The following is a 15,645-nucleotide window of genomic DNA, read 5'->3' as shown; positions in this document are numbered from 1 at the left end:
CTGGACCCAGTCCCGCCAGATCGTCCCCGGCTGGTACGGCGTCGGCGCCGGCCTCGCCGCCGCCCGCGAGGCCGGTCTCGGCGACGTGCTCGACGAGATGTACGGCCAGTGGCACTTCTTCCGCAACTTCCTGTCCAACGTGGAGATGACGCTCGCCAAGACCGACCTGCGGATCGCCCGCCACTACGTCGACACGCTCGTCCCGGCCGAGCTGCACCACGTCTTCGACACCATCCGCACGGAGCACGACCGCACCGTCACCGAAGTGCTCCGGGTCACCGGCGCGTGCGAACTCCTCGACCAGCAGCCCGGGCTCAAGCAGACCCTGGCCCTGCGGGACGCCTACCTCGACCCGATCTCCTACCTCCAGGTCGCCCTGCTCCGACGCCGCCGCGCCGCGGTCGCCGCCTCCACCGGGGCGGACCCGCTCCTCGCCCGCGCCCTGCTCCTCACCGTCAACGGCATCGCCGCCGGACTTCGCAACACCGGCTGACCCCACGGGAGTTCCCCACCATGACCGCCAACACCCCACACCCCGGGGGGCCTTCCCGCCGGACCCTGCTGCGGACCGCCCTCGGCACCACGGCGGTCGCCGCGGCCACCGCCACGGCCCTGTCCGCAGGTGCGCCCCGTGCCGAGGCCGCCCGCCCGCGTCCGCGTCCGTCACGGCTCGGCGCGCTCAACGAGCAGTCCGCGGTCCGCTCGTTCACCCTCGGCGACACCCGGATCACCTACGTCGTCGACGGCGCCATGGAGCTGGACCCGGCCGGCTTCCTCCCCGCCGTCCCGCCCGCGTACTGGCGGGACCACCCCGAGGCCCTGACCCCGGGCACCGGACGGATCGCGGCCTCGGCGGGCGGCGTCCTCGTCGAACGGGGCCGGCGGCGCCTGCTGATCGACGCCGGCCTCGGCGCCAACGTCCTGTCGCCGGCCCTCGGCCGCTCCCGCGGCGGCGCCCTGCTGGACACCCTGCGCGCCCTGCGGGTGGCGCCCGAGTCCGTCGACACGGTGGCCTTCACCCACCTGCACACCGACCACACCGGTCTCGGCTTCCGCCCCGGCGGCCGGGACCACGCGCTGCGCAGGGCCTTCCCGAACGCCGACTACCGGGTGGCCGGCGCCGAGTGGGGGCCGTTCTGGCGCGGCGAGATCACGGTCGGCGCCCCCTCCTGGGACACCTTCATGGTGCCGATGTCGCGCGTACTGCGGCCGTTCGACGACGGCGCCGAGATCTGGCCCGGGGTCACCGCGCTGATCACCCCCGGTCACAGCCCCGGCCACACCTCGTACGTCGTCACCGCCTCGGCCGGCCGGCGTCTGGTGGTCTTCGGCGACGCCTTCCACACCCCGGCCCAGATCAGCCACCCCGAGTGGCCCTCCGGCCCCGACACCGACACCGCCGCCGTGCTGCGCGCCCGCCGGACCCTGCTCGACCGGCTCCGTGCCCCGGGCAGCTACGGCTTCGCCTTCCACTTCGGCGACCAGCCCTTCGGCCGGGTCCTGCCCGACCGCACCGGCACGCTCCGCTGGCACCCCGTTCCGACCCGCCCCCTCCTTCCCGCGCCCCTGCGACTCCCCTGAAACGCCGGCCGGCCGCGGTGACGCGGTGATCTCGGACCACCGCGTCGCCGTGTGGCGGACCGGCCGTGTCCGACGAAGCGAAAGTGCGAAGCGAAAGTGCTGGTCACAGCCACCGACGAGCGGCCGTGACCAGCACTTTCGCAAGCGAACTACTCCAGCGGGAGTTCTCCGTCGGGCCCCGCTCACCAGGTCACGGGCAGTGACCGCATCCCGTAGATGAACGACTCGGTACGGAACTCGCGCTCGCCGGCCGGCCGCAGCCCCGGCAGTCGGCGGAACAGCGTCTCCAGGGCGATCTGGAGTTCGGCGCGGGCCAGCGGCTGGCCCAGGCACTGGTGCACGCCGAAGCCGAACGCCAGCTGCCGCCGGGCGTCCCGGTAGAGGTCCAGCTCGTCCGTCGCCCGATGGCCGGCGCCGCCGAACACCGCCTCGTCCCGGTTGGCGGTGGAGAGCATCGCCATCACGCCCTCCCCGGCCCGGACGGTGACGCCGCCCAGCTCCACGTCCTCCAGAGCCACCCGGGGCAGGCCGGTGTGCACGATGGTCAGCAGCCGCAACAGCTCCTCCACCGCGCCCGGCAGGGTGGCCGGGTCGGCCAGGCCGGGGATCTGCTCGGGGTGCTCCAGCAGCAGCGCGGTCGACAGCGAGATCATGTTCGCGGTCGTCTCGTGCCCCGCGACCAGCAGCAGCACGCCCATGGCGGCCGCGTCGTCCGGGGTCAGGTCGTCCCGCGCCGCGAGCCGGCTGAGGACGTCGTCCTCCGGCTGTGTCCGCTTGCGGGCCGTCAGGTCGCGCAGGTAGCCCAGGACCCCCTCCTGGGCCTCCCGGAGCTGCTCCACGGTGCTCTCCCGGTTGAGCATCGTGCGGCTCAGGCTCTGGAAGCGGTCGTGGTCCTCGTACGGCACGCCGAGCAGCAGGCAGATCACCAGCGAGGGCACCGGCAGCGCGAAGTCGGTGACCAGGTCGGCCGTGGTCCGGCCCGCGGTCATCCGGTCCAGTGCCTCGTCCACGATCCGCTGGATCTCCGGGCGCAGCGCCTCCACCCGCTTCACCAGGAATTCCCCGGTGACCATGCGGCGCTGGCGGGCGTGCTCGGGGTCGTCGAGCCGCAGGAAGTCCGGATTGTCGGTGATCAGCTCCTCGCGGGCGCCGGCGACCAGCAGCGGGAAGGCCGGGTGGCGTATGTCGGCACTGAACCGGCGGTCGGACAGCACGGTGCGGACCTCGGCGAAGCCGGTGACCATCCAGCAGAGGTCGCCGTCGGGCAGCTTGGCCCTGGTCACCGGCCCGGTGGCGGCGGCCTCGGAGTACGGGGGCGGCGGGTCGAACGGGCAGCCGCCGGAGTGCCGGGCCGGCAGCGGGAGGACGGGGGTGGTGGGTGCGGTGGTCAAGACGGGGATCTCCTCACGTCGCGGGTGTTCTCGTGGGGTTCGGGGCCCGGGAAGGTTCCCGGCGGCCGGTGGGGCCGGCGGCGGGGGTCCGTCAGGCCCCGGTCCGCGCGGGCTCGTCCCCGGTGACGGTGATCGCCCGGCCCGGGCAGAGCTCGGAGGCGAGTCTGACGTCGTCGAACTGCTCGGGCAGCACGACGGTCTGACGGAGGATCACAAGACTGTCCCGGTCGTCCTGGTCGAAGACCGCGGGGGCGTTCGTCACGCACATGCCGGAGCTGCAGCAACGGTCCCGGTCGACGCTCACCTGCATGTCAGGCACCTTTCGCCAGGGCGGCGCCGACTGTCCGGCAGCCGCCTCTCGTTGTCACGGTCAACCTGGCCATCGCTGGTCCGTTCACGGAGGGGTGCGGTGGCCGGATCGGGAAGATTCCCTCTGTCCACGTCCAGGGTCCTGGACGTCATGTCCGCAGATGTCATTGTTCCGGGTGCCTCGATTTCCTCGCATGTCGAGTCGACGGGCGCGAAGCGCGTCCGGGGGACTTCGGATTCAGCGGTGGTTTTACAAGGTGCCTTCCGTACAGGCAGGGGAGCCGTACGGACGGGCCGCAGCCGGGGTTCGCGGGTCCGCCCGCGTTGCCGGCCCGGGGCACGGCATCGGCGATCTGGACGGCAGGCGGCCGAGCGGTTCAACCGCCGGGGTGGGGCGGAATCGGGTGCGTTCGATGGCTTCTCTCACGCGTGTCGGTCGTCGGGCCCCCGATTGCGGATGGTCACAACTCCCGTGCTCATGACGGTCTGCGGGTGGTCTGGTGTGCTGCGGTGTGACCTTATCACCAGATGTTCCGAGTCAAATCGACTGACAGCGAGGGTTTCTGAGTTCGATTCGGGTGCAACTCGCAGTAGCCTTGCCCGAATAGGTAGTCCGACCTCTGTGCCCCGTCGCAGGTGGGAGGTGTACGCAGGGGAGGGCTTGCACCTGTGGGCAGCCGTCGGTCCGTTCGGGTAGTGCACCTGCGGGCAGCGGGCCTGCCCGCAGGTGCAGCGAATGGGGAACCGTCAACCGTTTTCCCGGGACCGGCCGCCAATGTGCTGTCTCTCCCAAGCCCGCGGTTGTTCCACGGGTTTGTCCGATCTCGTCGGCGTGGGCGCCGGATTCGTTATCGCTGTCGACGACGGGAATATCCGCTGGGATACCTCTGACCGGCGTCACCGGGACGGTGGGCCGCGAGGTGGCTCGGCTGCGCCGGCTTTCGGCGGGCCGGGGCGCCGGCGGTGAGCCGCGAGGTGTGCCGCGAACGGTGGGGTGCCAGGGCCGCCTCCGAGGAGGTCTACGGGCCCGGTACCCGGCCGTCGGAGCCGGCGGAGGCGGGCGGACGGGCTGCCAGCCGGTACCAGGCACCCGGGGTGACGGCCTGCCCCGGTCGGTCCGGGGTGAGATGGGCCAGGGCCCAGGAGACCAGCGGGTCCGTGGTGTCGGCGGTGGCGTCGGCCCAGCGGGTGGGGAGGACGCGGACGCCGGGGCGGTGGATGGCGCGGTAGGTCGGCAGGTTCGCGGTGAGGTGCAGCGGGCGGGCGGCGAGCAGCACGCACCCGCCGGGGCGGACGGCGGCGAGCGCCTGGAGGATCCCGGCCTCGGTGCCGGTCGTCTCGACGACCACGGCAGGTACCTCCGGGCCGGCGGGAACGGCGTCGAGGAGCGCCAGCCGGACCAGCCCGGCCAGCGCGCCGTCTCCCGGCACCAGCACCGTGGACCTGCCGCCGGCGGCCCGGGCGGCGTCGGCGACGGCCCGCGCGGTGGCCGCCCAGGCGCGTGCGGCGCGCGTCTCGGCGTCCGGTCCGGGGTAGCCGACGGCCCAGGTCTCGTCGGCGGCGGTGCCTTCGGCGAACCACACCGTGTCGGGGCCGACGCCGTCGGGCGGCGGGTAGTCGCCGTCGGGGGAGCGGAGGACGCGCCGCGGGCCGATCACGGCGTACCGCCCGCGAGCAGGCGCGCGGGGTCGACGGCTCGGCCGAGCCACGCCGCGGCGTAGCCGGCCACCACCACGGCCTGGGTCCGCAGCCCGTCGCTGAGGCTGACGTCGACGGGCGTGCCGTCCCGTACGGCGAGGGCGAAGCGGGTGAACGCGGTGGTCCGCAGGTCGATCGCGGTGGGCGCCGGGCGGCCGGCGGGCGGGGCGGCGCCGAGCGGGGCGCGGTGGGTCAGTCGGAAGTCGGGCGTCAGTGCCACCTCGCCCTTCTCGCCCCACACGCTGGTGCGCATGCCGGTGCCGCCGACCACGCTGGCGCTGCCGATCAGGGTGGCGACGATCGGGCCGAACCTCAGGACGAGGGTGACCGCGTCCTCGATGCCTTCGGCGTCGGCCGTCGCGGAGGGCGCCGTCTCGGCGTAGACGCGGTCCACCTCGCGCCCGAGCAGGGCGCGGACGGTGTCGACCTGGTGGATCAGGTTCATGATGAGGAAGCCACCGCCGGCCCGGTCGCGGTCGAGCCGCCAGTTGGACGGGGCGCGGCCGCTGAGGCCGCCCTGGAAGTAGCCGGCCGGCTTGTCCGTGAAGTAGGTGGCCGTGACGCCCAGCGGTTCGCCGATCTCCCCGGCCGCGATGGCCGCCCGGGCCTGCCCGAATCGCGGGTCGGTCCGGGTCGGGAAGAGTACTCCGGTGCGCAACGGGCCTGCACTGTCGGCGAGTTCGGCCATGCGGCGGGCGGTGGCGAGGTCCTGGGCGACGGGCTTCTCCAGCAGCACGTGCTTGCCCGCGGCCAGGGCGGCGGAGAACAGCTGCTCGTGCGTGTCGTGCGGGGTGGCGACGATCACGGCGTCCACGTCGTCGCGGGCCAGCAGGGCCGCGACGTCCGGTGTGTGCTGCCCGCCGAAGCGCGCCGCGGTCTCCTCGGCGAGCTCGGCGAAGGGGTCGTGGCAGGCGGTCAGCTCGGCCTCGTCCGCGGCGGCGAGGGCCTTGGCGTCCTCGATGCCGATGTCGCCACAGCCGATGAGCCCGTAGCGCAGCGGGCGCGCGGACGCGGCCCGGCGGCCGGTGGCCGGGCGGGGCGCGTCCCATCGCAGGGCCGCGCTGATGAACGCGCGGTCGGTGGCGAGCCGGCGGTAGACCTGAGGGGCCCGGTGGGCCGGGTAGTCGGAGAGCACGTCGCGGATGGTGAACCGGCGCTGTTCGAGGAGGTCGAAGAAGACGTCGCTCAGCCGGTCCTCCTCGGCCTCGGTGAGGCCGCCGACGTGGGCGCCGCGCAGGTCGATCCCGCGGTCGTGGAGTTGCCGCAGGGGGACGTCGGCGCGTTCGGTGCGGGGCGAGCCGAGCAGGACCACCCGGCCGCCGGGTGCGGCGGCGCCGATGGCGACGGCCAGGCCCGGGCCGCTGTCGGTGACGTCCAGCACCAGCGGGGTGCCGTCGTCGTCGGGCCCGCCCGGTTCGTACCGGACGCTGGTGGGTTCGGCCCGGAGGGTCCATGCCTTGGCGGTCGTGGCGGCGACCGCCCGCACCCGGGAGGCGCCGCGCGCCGCGGCCAGGCGGCGGGTGATGACGCCGAGCAGACCGCCACCGACGACGGTGACCGGCTCGCCCGGGCGCTGCCCACCGGTCTCCAGGCCGTGCAGGGCGGTGAGGGCGAGTTGCCAGACGGCGGCGTCGGCCGGCGGGACGCGGTCGGGGATCGGGCGCACGTGGCGTTCGGGGACGACGGCGACCTCCGCGTGCCGGGCCCGGCGGACCGCGACCCGGGTGCCGGCGGGAAGGGCGGATCCGCTGCGCACGGTTCCGGCGGCCTGGTAGCCGGGGTGCTCGGGGTACCGGGCACCGGCGTTCGGGAGGTCCAGCAGGATCGCGCGCTCGGTGCCCGGGCTGATCACGCTCACGCTCAGGTCCACGACGACCTGTCCCGGACCGCGAACGGTTCGGCCGGGGTCTCGGCGCAGGTCAAGCAGGTCGACAACTCGATCGGCTACGTCCCCCTGCCGGAGGCGCTGACGTCCAAGGTGCGGACCGCGGTCTCCGGTCTCGCCTGAGTCCGCCGGAGCGGGCGACGGCGGCGCGGCAGCGGGGCGGGGCCCGCGGGCCGGATGCCCGCGGGCCCCGCGCGTGGGGCGACCGGCGGCTCGTCGGTTCACGCGGAGCGGACCGTCTCCCGGTAGTGGCGGGGGGACAGGCCGGTGGTGCGCTTGAAGGCATTGCTGAAGGCGCTCTCGGAGCCGTACCCGAGGGCGGAGGCGATGACCGACAGGGGGGTGTCCGCGCGTCGAAGGGTGTGCTCGGCCCGGTGCATCCGCCAGCGGCGGAGATAGGCCAGCGGGGGGACACCCGCCACGTCCTTGAAGCGCTTGGCGAAGCTGGTGCGGGACATCGCGGCCGCCCGGGCCAGTTCGGCGAGTGTCCAGGGCCGGGCCGGGTCGCCGTGCATCAGCCGCAGGGCGGGCGCGATGCGTTCGTCCGCCAGGGCGCGCAGCCAGCCCGCCGGGCAGGAACCGGCGTCCGCATCGGCGAGGAAGGCGCGCAGGACCTGGACGAGGACCAGCGGGGCGAGGTGGCCGGCGGCGAAGGAGGCGCCGGGGCGGTCGGCGGCCAGCTCGCGCAGTGTCTGGTCCATGAGCCAGCAGGCGGTGGGGGCTTCGGCCGTCGCGGCGCTGACGTGCATCACGGGCGGGAGCGCGCTGAGCAGCAGGTCCTTCGCGGTGCTGTCGAGTTCCATGTGGCCGCCGATGGTGACGGCGTCCCGGCCGTCGTCCCCGGTGTGGAGGAAGGGCTCGGCGGAGGCCCTGAGGAGGGGCAGTGCGTCAACCGCCGGTACTGCCGGATCACTCGCGAGGGTGTACGGGCGGTCGCCGGCGAGGACGGCCATCGCACCCGCTTCGAGGCGTACGGGTCGCTCGACACCCTCCACCACCAACCAGATGGTTCCCTGCAGCACGGCCTGGACCTTGAGTCGGCCCGGCGCGGGAAAGGCCAGCGCCCAGGCGCCTGCCGCCGTGAGGCCGCGCGACAGGACGCAGCGGACGCCGGTGAGTTCGAGGGCTTCGGCGAGGGGGTCCCCCCAGACCGAACGGCTGGGGGCGGGCGCGGACAGCGGTGCATCCATGAGCGGACTCTCGCGCAAGTCGCGCGGACGGGCAAGCATTCACACGTCGTCGCCGGATCGTCACCATGAGTGGTGGGACGTGTGCGTACTCCGTGCCGCGCGACCCGGGCCCGGCCGCCGACCGGTGGCCGGCCGACGAGTTCCAGGAGGTAGTTCCCATGGGCGGATTCCAGGACCGCGACAAGTTCCACCCGGACGAGGTCGTCCTCTCGGCGGCCGAGAAGAGCGTCATCGCCGAACTCCTGAAGGGCGGCGGCCAGAGCGAGCCGGGCGAGTCCACGGACGAGGGCTGACACGGTTCGAAGCCAACAGGCCCGAGGGTGCCGGTCCGTGACGGTCGTACGCCGGCCGTCGCGGACCGCGCCCCCGCCCAGCAGACGGGACGGTCGTGACCACCACCACGCACACCGCTCCTCCCCAGTCCGGGGAGCGCAGCCTCACTCCGCAGCAGGCGTTCGCGAGGGCCGCCGCCGCGATCGCCGACCTGGGGCTGGAGGCCGATCTGGCGCCGGTCCTCGACGGCAGCCCCGGGACGTGGCGCTGCGTCCTGCGGCGCGGCGGCGTACCGCTGCGCACCGGACTGGGGCTGGGCAAGGGCAGCCGGGCGGAGGCCCGGACGGGAGCGCTGTTCGAGGCGCTGGAGCACCAGCTCAGCGGGGTGGACGGACTCGACGGCGCGCGGATCCGGTTGGCCTCCGCCCATGACGTCGCGGGTGGTCCGCTCGGGCGGGACATCGCCGCCGCGCTGCTCGCCCAGGCACCCGACGGTCTGTTGGGGTGTCTGCCCTACCGCTCGCCCGACGGCGGTCCGGACGTCGACGTCCCGCTCTTCCTCTCCATGCCCGAGTACCTGCGCCCGGCGGGGGAGGGCCTGCGCCGGCAGGCCGGTGACACCTACGACTACCGGTCGGTGGGCCGCTACTCGGTCAACAACGGCTGGGCCGCCGGGGTCGACCCGGTCGAGGCGGCGGTGCACGCGATCAACGAACTGATCGAGCGGGACGCGCTGTCCATGCTGCTGATCGGCTGCTTCCTGCGCACACCCGCACGCCGTCCGGCCGTGGTCGACCCGGCGACGCTGCCCCCGGGCCTCGTCTCCCTCCTCGGCTTCGCCGCCGCCCGCACCGGCCGGCCGGTGCACCTGATCGACATGACCACCGACCTGGACGTGCCGGCGTACGCGGCCTACCAGAGCGCGCCCCCGGGGCAGCCCGCGCGGGTCTGCGGCTGGGGGGCGTCGCTGTCCCGCGAGTACGCGATCTCCCGGGCGGTGAGCGAACTCGTCCAGCTGCACAGCACCATGGGCCTGCGCGAGCAGTACGCGCACCTGCTGCCCGAGCAGCGCGACGACACCGGACCCTACCCGGCGCTGCACGCCTGCTACCTGTCGGACTTCACCGCCGCCCTGGCCTCGGCCGAGGTCCGGCCCTTCGAGGCGACCACGGTGCCCGACACCCCGGGCGGGCACCTCGACCGGCTCCTGGGCCGCCTGAAGGACCACGGCTTCCCCGTCTACCGGCGCGACCACCACGTGACGCCGGACCTCGCGGTGGTCAACGTGCTGGTGCCCGGTCTGGAGCGGTTCATGCTGGTCACCGACGGTCAGGTCGTGGTGCCCGGCGAGCGCGGACTTGCGGCGGTCCGCGGTGGATGAGCCGGTGCGGTGGCGGCCGCTCGCCCACCGCGACGCGCCCCGGGTGGCGGGGCTGCTGGCGGTCTGCGAACGGACGGACCGCACCGGTGACCTGCGCGACGAACAGGACGTCCTCGACGGCTGGGCGGCTTCGGGCATCGACCTGGCCGCCGGTACGGCCTCCGCCTGGGCCGGACCGGAGCCGGTGGCGTACGCCGTCACGCGGGTGCGCGAACACGCGGACCCCGTCCACGAGATGACCCTCGACGTCGTGGTGCATCCCGCCCACCGGACCCCGGGCGTCATCGCGCACCTGCTCGGCGGATGCCGCCGCACCGCGGCCCGCCGGCACCGGGAGAGGTTCGGCGGCACACCGCTGGAGCTCCACGCCCGGACGCACGGCCACCAGCGGTGGCTCGCCGAGGCGCTCGACGCCGCGGGCTACCGGCGGGTGCGAGGCTACCGGGGCATGCGGATCGACCTGGCAGAGCACGCGCCGTCCGCGCTGTCCGCCGGGGCGGACGGCGCGCCTGTGCTGCCGCCCGGGACCGTGCTGGTGCCGTTCGAGGAACGCCACGACGCGCTGCTCCTGGCGGCCCGCAACGAGATCTTCGCCCGCAACCCGGGCAGCGTCCCGATGACGCCCGCGACGTGGCGTCATTCGGTGACCGGGAGTCCCTACTTCCGCCCCGATTCCTCCCTCCTCCTGCTCTCCGCCGACGGCCGGGAGATCCTCTGCTACCTGCTGGCCACCGAACTCGCCGACGCGGGGCGGGAACGCGAGTTGTACCTCGCCAACGCCGGCACCCGCACCGACCTGCACGGACGCGGCCTGTACCGGACGGTGTTCACCCACGCGCTGGCCCGCGCGAAGGACCGCGGCTACCGGTGGGCCGTCATGGACGTCGACTCCACCAACGCCATGGCGACCGGCGGCTTCTACGAACGCCTCGGCGCGCGGACCTTCCGCACCTGGACAGGGCACGCTCTGGACCTCACCGACGGCACCGGTCGCAGGGGCGCCGCCGTTCGCCCCCACGCCGCTCCGCCGCCCTGACCGGGCCGTCGGCCGGGTCGGCACCCCGAGCGCCGACGGGACAGGGGTGATCCCGAGCCTCGTGGCCGCCCGGGTGACGAGCAGGTGCGCGACGGGCGGTGTGCGGTGCGGCACGAGGCCGGGCCGGTCGTGCCCGGCCTCGTGCGGGAGCGTCAGCTGTGCGGGAGGACGAAGTTGTAGCCCTGGGCGCTGTGGGCGCCGCCGGAGGGGCAGACACCGTCGGTGGGATAGCCCCAGAAGAACATGACGAAACACTTCTGACAGAAGCGCCAGTTGTTCTGCGTGCTCCGGATTTTCGCCGGTCCGGGGGCCGGGGCGGCGCTCGCCCGGCCCGTGCCCACGGTTCCGGCGAGGCCCACTGCGGTGGCGCCGAGCGCGCCGAGCAGGAAGGTCCGCCGCCCGTCCCGATGCTTCGAGGGGATCCCGGATTCGTTCAGCTGGTCCACTGTTCGTCCTCCGTTCACGATACTGCGAGGTGTGTACCGCGCCGCCGGGGCGCAGCCCCGGAAATAGTCCCGTCGGGAGTTCCGGCCGTCAAGGGAGAATTCTCGGGTGGTGACCGGCGGCGGCCGTTCCGGAACGGAATTCCGGCCGTCCGGATGGGGCGGGAGTGACAGGCGGGGAGAAACGATTCACCGTTGACGTCGAACGGTTCTCCGGCCGTGTTTTCGTCGGGGAAAGCATGCGGTCCGGAAGGAGATATTCCCGTGGAATTCTGCCGTATGCCGGACGTCGCGCGCCCGGCTCGCACGCCTCGCGCCGTGCGTCGCGCGGAGCAGTGCCGACCCGTACCCACCTGCGCCGTACCTGCACCGCACCGGCCCGAGCCGGCTCGCTCGGGCCGGCGCGAGCCGGTGCGGGTCGGGTCGGGTCAGACGGTGGCCGCCCACCCGTCGCGCAGCTGCGCGAACGCCTCGTGGAAACCCGGGAAGGTCTTCCGCACGCAGCCGGGGTCGTCGAAGGTGATGCCGGGCGTGCGCAGGCCGGTGACGGAGAAGGACATCACCATCCGGTGGTCGCCGTGGCTGGCGAGCTCGGTGGCGCGGGGCGTGCCCGGCCGGATCTCGATCCAGTCGTGGCCGGTGGCGACGTCGATGCCGAGCCGGCGGAGGTTCCCGGCGCACGCCTCCAGCCGGTCGCACTCCTTGATCCGGGTGTTGGCGACGTTCTCGATCCGGACCGGTCCGGCGGCGAACGGCGCGATGGCGGCCAGGGTCGGCATGGTGTCGGAGATGTCCCGCATGTCGACGGTCAGCCCGCCGAGCCGGCCGTCCGCCGGGCCCTCGACGGTGACCCGCTCGGCGCTGACGTCGACCCGCGCGCCCATCCGGGCCAGCACGTCGACGAACCGCAGGTCGCCCTGGAGCGCGTCGCGGCCCAGCCCGGGCACGGTGAGCCGGTGGCCGGTGAGGGCGGCTGCCGCGAAGAAGTAGCTGGAGGTGGAGGCGTCCGGCTCGATCGGGTAGGTGGTCGCCCGGTAGCCGCCGGGCGCGACCTCGAAGACGTTCCCGGTACGGGTCACGGTGGCGCCGAAGGTCCGCATCATGGCGATCGTGATCTCGACGTACGGCGCCGAGACGAGGTCGGTGACGGTGATCCGCAGCCCCTGCTCGGTGAGCGGTCCGAGCAGCAGCAGCGCGGTCAGGTACTGCGAGGAGAGGCCCGCGTCCAGGGTGATGTCGCCGCCCCGGACCCCGGCGGCGGTGATCCGCAGCGGGTGGTGGCCCTCGGCCCCCTCGTGCACGAGCGCCACCCCGAGGGTGCGCAGGGCCTCGGTGAGCGGGCCGAGCGGACGGCGGCGCATCTGGGCGGAGGCGTCGAACCGGAAGTCGCCGTGCCCGGCGGCGGCGAGGACCGGCAGGAAGCGGGCGGTGGTCGCCCCGTCGCGGCAGTAGACCTCGGCGTCGTTGGCGGGGCCCTGCGGGCGGCCCTCGATCAGCCATCGGTCGGTCTCGCGGGTGAGTCCGTAGCCGAGGGCGCGCAGGCCCTCCGCGAAGCCGTCGGTGTCGTCGGAGACCAGCGGGCGGAGCAGCGTGGTGCTGCCGTCGGCGGCGGCCGCGAGGAAGAGCGCTCTCGCGGTCACCGACTTGGAACCGGGGATCTCGACGACGGTCATGGGGCCTCCTGGGCGCGGGCGGTCCGACGGGTGTCCCGGTCATCCTGCCCGAGGGCGCGCGGCGGCCGGGCGGACCGTCCGGGTGGTGGACGGACCGGTGGACGAGTCGGTGGGCGGACCGGTGGACGGACCGAGGGAGGGGACGGCCGGCGTTCCGCGCAGGTCGGGGCCCGGCCGGGCTGTGGCACGATGCCAGGGATCGGCCCGAACGGCCGCTGCCCGCCCGGGTCACCGCCCGGGCCACCGTGAGACGAGGAACCTCGTGCCCGAGACCACCCGAGAGGCCGCCGAGACCGCGGCCGACCGCCTCACCTTCCGCCCCGCGACCACGGCCGACGTCGCCGCTCTCGTCGAGCTGGTCGAGTCCGCCTACCGGGGCGATTCCAGCCGGGCCGGCTGGACCACCGAGGCCGACCTGCTGGAGGGCCAGCGCACCGACGTGGAGGGTGTCACCGCGGCCGTCACCCACCCCGACGGTGTGGTGCTGCTCGCCGAGCGGGACGGCGAACTGCTCGCCTGCTGCCAGTTGGAGCGCCGGGGCGAGCAGGCCTACTTCGGCATGTTCTCGGTGCGTCCCGGCCGTCAGGGCGGCGGCGTCGGACGGGCCGTGCTCGGGGAGGCCGAGCGGTTCGCGGCAGGGGAGTGGGGGGCCGCCGAGCTGGAGATGACGGTGATCGAGCAGCGGGCCGACCTGATCGCCTGGTACGAGCGCCGGGGATTCCACCGCACGGGTGTCTACTCCCCCTTCCCGTACGGCGACGAGCGGTTCGGGATCCCGCTCCGCTCCGACCTGCGCTTCGAGAAGCTGGTCAAGGCGCTTACCGTCCGGTAGTGATGACATTTCGTCAGGACGTGCACGAATCTGACATGCCGTCAAAGTCCTGACCTGCGGTGATGCTGGGATGTCATACCTCGTTAACGATTGGTCTAGGCCATTGTGAGAGGCTGGCGACGCACGGTCACGTTCCGTCCCAGCCCAGGGGGGCCATTTCCGCATGCCCGTACTCCATGGCAACGCCATGTCCGCAACCGACACGGATCCGCGCCGTGCCCGCCGAATATCCGGCGACCGGCCCGGCGACGGACCGTCTCGGTTGCCAGATCCGCCCGACGACCAGGAGCTCTACTGGTACTTCGGACCGCAGCGCCGATGGGTCCTGCTCTGCGCGACCCTCTCCTACGCCGGTGCCACCGCCACGCTGGGCCTCTTCGCGCTCAGCCGGCCGCTGCTCTGGCCGTTCCTCGCACTCACCGTGCTCAACGCCGCGACCTGGCTGCTCTCCATCGCCGACGGCCAGCGTTCCCGCCGCTTCACCCGTGACTCGCACGACCTGCTGGTCCGGGCCTGGAGCCCCGCGCACCACCCCGGCGTCGACCTGCTGCTGCCCACCGCCGGCGAACCGCTCGCCGTCCTGGACAACGCCTACCGGCACACCGCAGCCGTCCGCTGGCCCGGCGCACTCACCGTCCTGGTCCTCGACGACGCGAACCGGCCCGAGGTGCGCGAACTCGCCGAGTCCTACGGCTTCGAGTACCGCGCCCGCCCGGACCGGGGCCGCTTCAAGAAGGCCGGCAACCTCAACCACGGCCTGGCCGAGGGGACCGGCGACATCATCGCCGTCCTCGACGCCGACTTCTGCCCGCGCCCGGACTTCCTGCAGCACCTCGTGCCGTACCTCGACGACCCGAACGTCGGCATCGTGCAGAGCCCGCAGTGCTTCGACACCGATCCCGGGATGTCCTGGCTGGAGCGCGCGGCCGGAGCCACCCAGGAGATCTTCTACCGCTGGATCCAGCCCTCCCGGGACGCCCAGGACGGCACCGTCTGCTGCGGTACCAACGCGCTCTACCGGCGCGCCTCCCTCGAACGCGTCGGCGGCTTCGCCGAGATCGACCACAGCGAGGACCTCTACACCGGCCTCTCGCTCGCCCGCGCCGGGTGGACCACCCGGTACGTGCCCGCCCTGCTCGCCAAGGGCATGTCGCCCACCGGCCTGCCCGCGTTCATCAGCCAGCAGTACCGCTGGTGCCTCGGCTCGCTCGCGCTGGTCGGAGACCCCGACTTCCGGCGCGGCCCGCTGCCCCGCTCGGCCCGGCTCTGCTTCTGGAACGGCATCCTCGGCTACCTCACCAGCGCGGTGAACGTCTTCGCCGTCCCGCTGCCGGCGCTGATCATGCTGTTCTTCCGGCCCGACGAGATCGCCCCCTGGCAGGTCCTGCCCTTCCTGCCGCCGATCTGGGTCTCGCTCGTGCTGCTGCCCGCGATGTCCCGCACCCGCTGGCGCTTCGAGGTCACCCGGGTCCAACTCCTGGGCGGGCTCTGCCACGTGGTCGCCATCGCACACGCGCTGCGACGCCGCAGCGCCGAGTGGGTGCCCACCGGCGCCGTCTCGGGCGGCACCTCGCTGGCCCGGGCCGTCGCCCGGATCGGTGTCGGCTGGCTCGGCTTCGTCATCGTGGCCGGCGCGGCCGGACTCGCCCGGGCCGTCTCCCTGTACGGCTGGCAGCCGTACTGGGCGCTCGCCGGCCTGCTCGCACTGACCACGTACACCATGGTTCCGCTGATCAGGGCCCTCTGGCCGCTGCTCCGGGGTGGCAACGACGCCACCGTCGCGGACCTCGCACGCCCCGCGGACGACCCGACCCCGGGCTCCGCCGCCGAACTGCGCTTCGGCCGGGCCGAGTCGGTCGCCGTCACCGCCGTGCTGCTGCTCTGCGGCCTGCTGGCGTCCGGCTGGGCCGACCCGCTCATCTTCTGACCTGCCGTCAGAGAACATCTGCTCGA

The 15,645-nt window shown here is 73.9% G+C and carries 14 protein-coding genes; 7 read left to right on the top strand and 7 right to left on the bottom strand.

The window, feature by feature from the left end:
• On the top strand, positions 1-493 hold a 493-nt coding region (locus PUR56_RS05225), incomplete at its 5' end, for a phosphoenolpyruvate carboxylase (protein WP_329883934.1).
• 20 nt (positions 494-513) lie between these two features.
• Entirely contained in the window at positions 514-1,581 is a 1,068-nt protein-coding gene (locus PUR56_RS05220; RefSeq protein ID WP_329883933.1) for an MBL fold metallo-hydrolase, read from the top strand.
• Between the two features lie 182 nt (positions 1,582-1,763).
• Here PUR56_RS05220 and PUR56_RS05215 read toward each other — a convergent pair whose 3' ends face one another.
• The 5 genes from PUR56_RS05215 to PUR56_RS05195 form a co-directional block, all read right to left on the bottom strand.
• The gene (locus PUR56_RS05215) at positions 1,764-2,972 is read right to left on the bottom strand and encodes a cytochrome P450 (RefSeq protein WP_329948030.1); all 1,209 of its coding nucleotides are present in this window, start codon (positions 2,970-2,972) and stop codon (positions 1,764-1,766) included.
• Positions 2,973-3,063: 91 nt separating this feature from the next.
• Positions 3,064-3,282 (bottom strand): ferredoxin, encoded by a 219-nt coding sequence (locus PUR56_RS05210; protein WP_329948029.1) that lies wholly within the window; start codon positions 3,280-3,282, stop codon positions 3,064-3,066.
• A 1,018-nt stretch (positions 3,283-4,300) separates the two neighbouring features.
• Entirely contained in the window at positions 4,301-4,939 is a 639-nt protein-coding gene (locus PUR56_RS05205; RefSeq protein ID WP_329948028.1) for a hypothetical protein, read from the bottom strand.
• Complete coding sequence (locus tag PUR56_RS05200; protein ID WP_329948027.1) at positions 4,936-6,837, bottom strand: Gfo/Idh/MocA family oxidoreductase; 1,902 nt, start codon at positions 6,835-6,837, stop codon at positions 4,936-4,938. Before PUR56_RS05200 ends, PUR56_RS05205 begins: the two co-directional genes overlap by 4 nt.
• 248 nt (positions 6,838-7,085) lie before the next feature.
• Positions 7,086-8,054: an AraC family transcriptional regulator gene (locus PUR56_RS05195; protein ID WP_329948026.1), complete on the bottom strand. Its 969-nt coding sequence runs from the start codon at positions 8,052-8,054 to the stop codon at positions 7,086-7,088.
• 65 nt (positions 8,055-8,119) lie between these two features.
• On the opposite strand from PUR56_RS05195, the gene PUR56_RS05190 reads away from it, so the two are divergent.
• The 3 genes from PUR56_RS05190 to PUR56_RS05180 all read left to right on the top strand — a co-directional run bounded on the left by PUR56_RS05190 (position 8,120) and on the right by PUR56_RS05180 (position 10,744).
• Positions 8,120-8,347 carry a hypothetical protein gene (locus tag PUR56_RS05190; protein WP_329883907.1) on the top strand — a complete coding sequence of 76 codons (228 nt, stop codon included), beginning with the start codon at positions 8,120-8,122 and terminating at the stop codon, positions 8,345-8,347.
• A gap of 95 nt (positions 8,348-8,442) precedes the next feature.
• The gene (locus PUR56_RS05185) at positions 8,443-9,708 is read left to right on the top strand and encodes a YcaO-like family protein (protein ID WP_329948025.1); all 1,266 of its coding nucleotides are present in this window, start codon (positions 8,443-8,445) and stop codon (positions 9,706-9,708) included.
• Positions 9,701-10,744, top strand: coding sequence for a hypothetical protein (locus tag PUR56_RS05180; protein ID WP_329948024.1), 1,044 nt, complete (start codon positions 9,701-9,703; stop codon positions 10,742-10,744). Before PUR56_RS05185 ends, PUR56_RS05180 begins: the two co-directional genes overlap by 8 nt.
• Positions 10,745-10,896: 152 nt before the next feature.
• Here the strand turns inward: PUR56_RS05180 and PUR56_RS05175 are convergent, their stop codons facing one another.
• Together PUR56_RS05175 and aroA are read right to left on the bottom strand one after the other, a co-directional pair.
• Positions 10,897-11,190 carry a hypothetical protein gene (locus PUR56_RS05175; protein WP_329948023.1) on the bottom strand — a complete coding sequence of 98 codons (294 nt, stop codon included), beginning with the start codon at positions 11,188-11,190 and terminating at the stop codon, positions 10,897-10,899.
• A 425-nt stretch (positions 11,191-11,615) separates the two neighbouring features.
• Positions 11,616-12,860 carry a 3-phosphoshikimate 1-carboxyvinyltransferase gene (gene aroA / locus PUR56_RS05170; RefSeq protein ID WP_329948022.1) on the bottom strand — a complete coding sequence of 415 codons (1,245 nt, stop codon included), beginning with the start codon at positions 12,858-12,860 and terminating at the stop codon, positions 11,616-11,618.
• 262 nt (positions 12,861-13,122) lie between these two features.
• Between aroA and PUR56_RS05165 the strand changes: the two genes are divergently transcribed.
• A complete protein-coding gene (locus PUR56_RS05165) occupies positions 13,123-13,692 on the top strand; it encodes a GNAT family N-acetyltransferase (RefSeq protein ID WP_329948021.1) in 570 nt (189 codons plus the stop codon).
• Positions 13,693-13,954: 262 nt separating this feature from the next.
• The gene (locus PUR56_RS05160) at positions 13,955-15,619 is read left to right on the top strand and encodes a cellulose synthase catalytic subunit (RefSeq protein ID WP_329879234.1); all 1,665 of its coding nucleotides are present in this window, start codon (positions 13,955-13,957) and stop codon (positions 15,617-15,619) included.
• Positions 15,620-15,645: the final 26 nt, after the last annotated feature.

Source organism: Streptomyces sp. BE303, assembly GCF_036290945.1.
Lineage (GTDB): Bacteria > Actinomycetota > Actinomycetes > Streptomycetales > Streptomycetaceae > Kitasatospora.
This window is presented reverse-complemented; position numbering and strand designations above follow the sequence as displayed.

Bases quoted from the DNA above. Each gene is read 5' to 3' on its own strand.
- PUR56_RS05220 (WP_329883933.1), top strand. From the start codon at position 514: ATGACCGCCAACACCCCACACCCCGGGGGGCCTTCCCGCCGGACCCTG.
- PUR56_RS05210 (WP_329948029.1), bottom strand. From the start codon at position 3,282: ATGCAGGTGAGCGTCGACCGGGACCGTTGCTGCAGCTCCGGCATGTGC.
- PUR56_RS05195 (WP_329948026.1), bottom strand. From the start codon at position 8,054: ATGGATGCACCGCTGTCCGCGCCCGCCCCCAGCCGTTCGGTCTGGGGG.
- PUR56_RS05190 (WP_329883907.1), top strand. From the start codon at position 8,120: ATGAGTGGTGGGACGTGTGCGTACTCCGTGCCGCGCGACCCGGGCCCG.
- aroA (WP_329948022.1), bottom strand. From the start codon at position 12,860: ATGACCGTCGTCGAGATCCCCGGTTCCAAGTCGGTGACCGCGAGAGCG.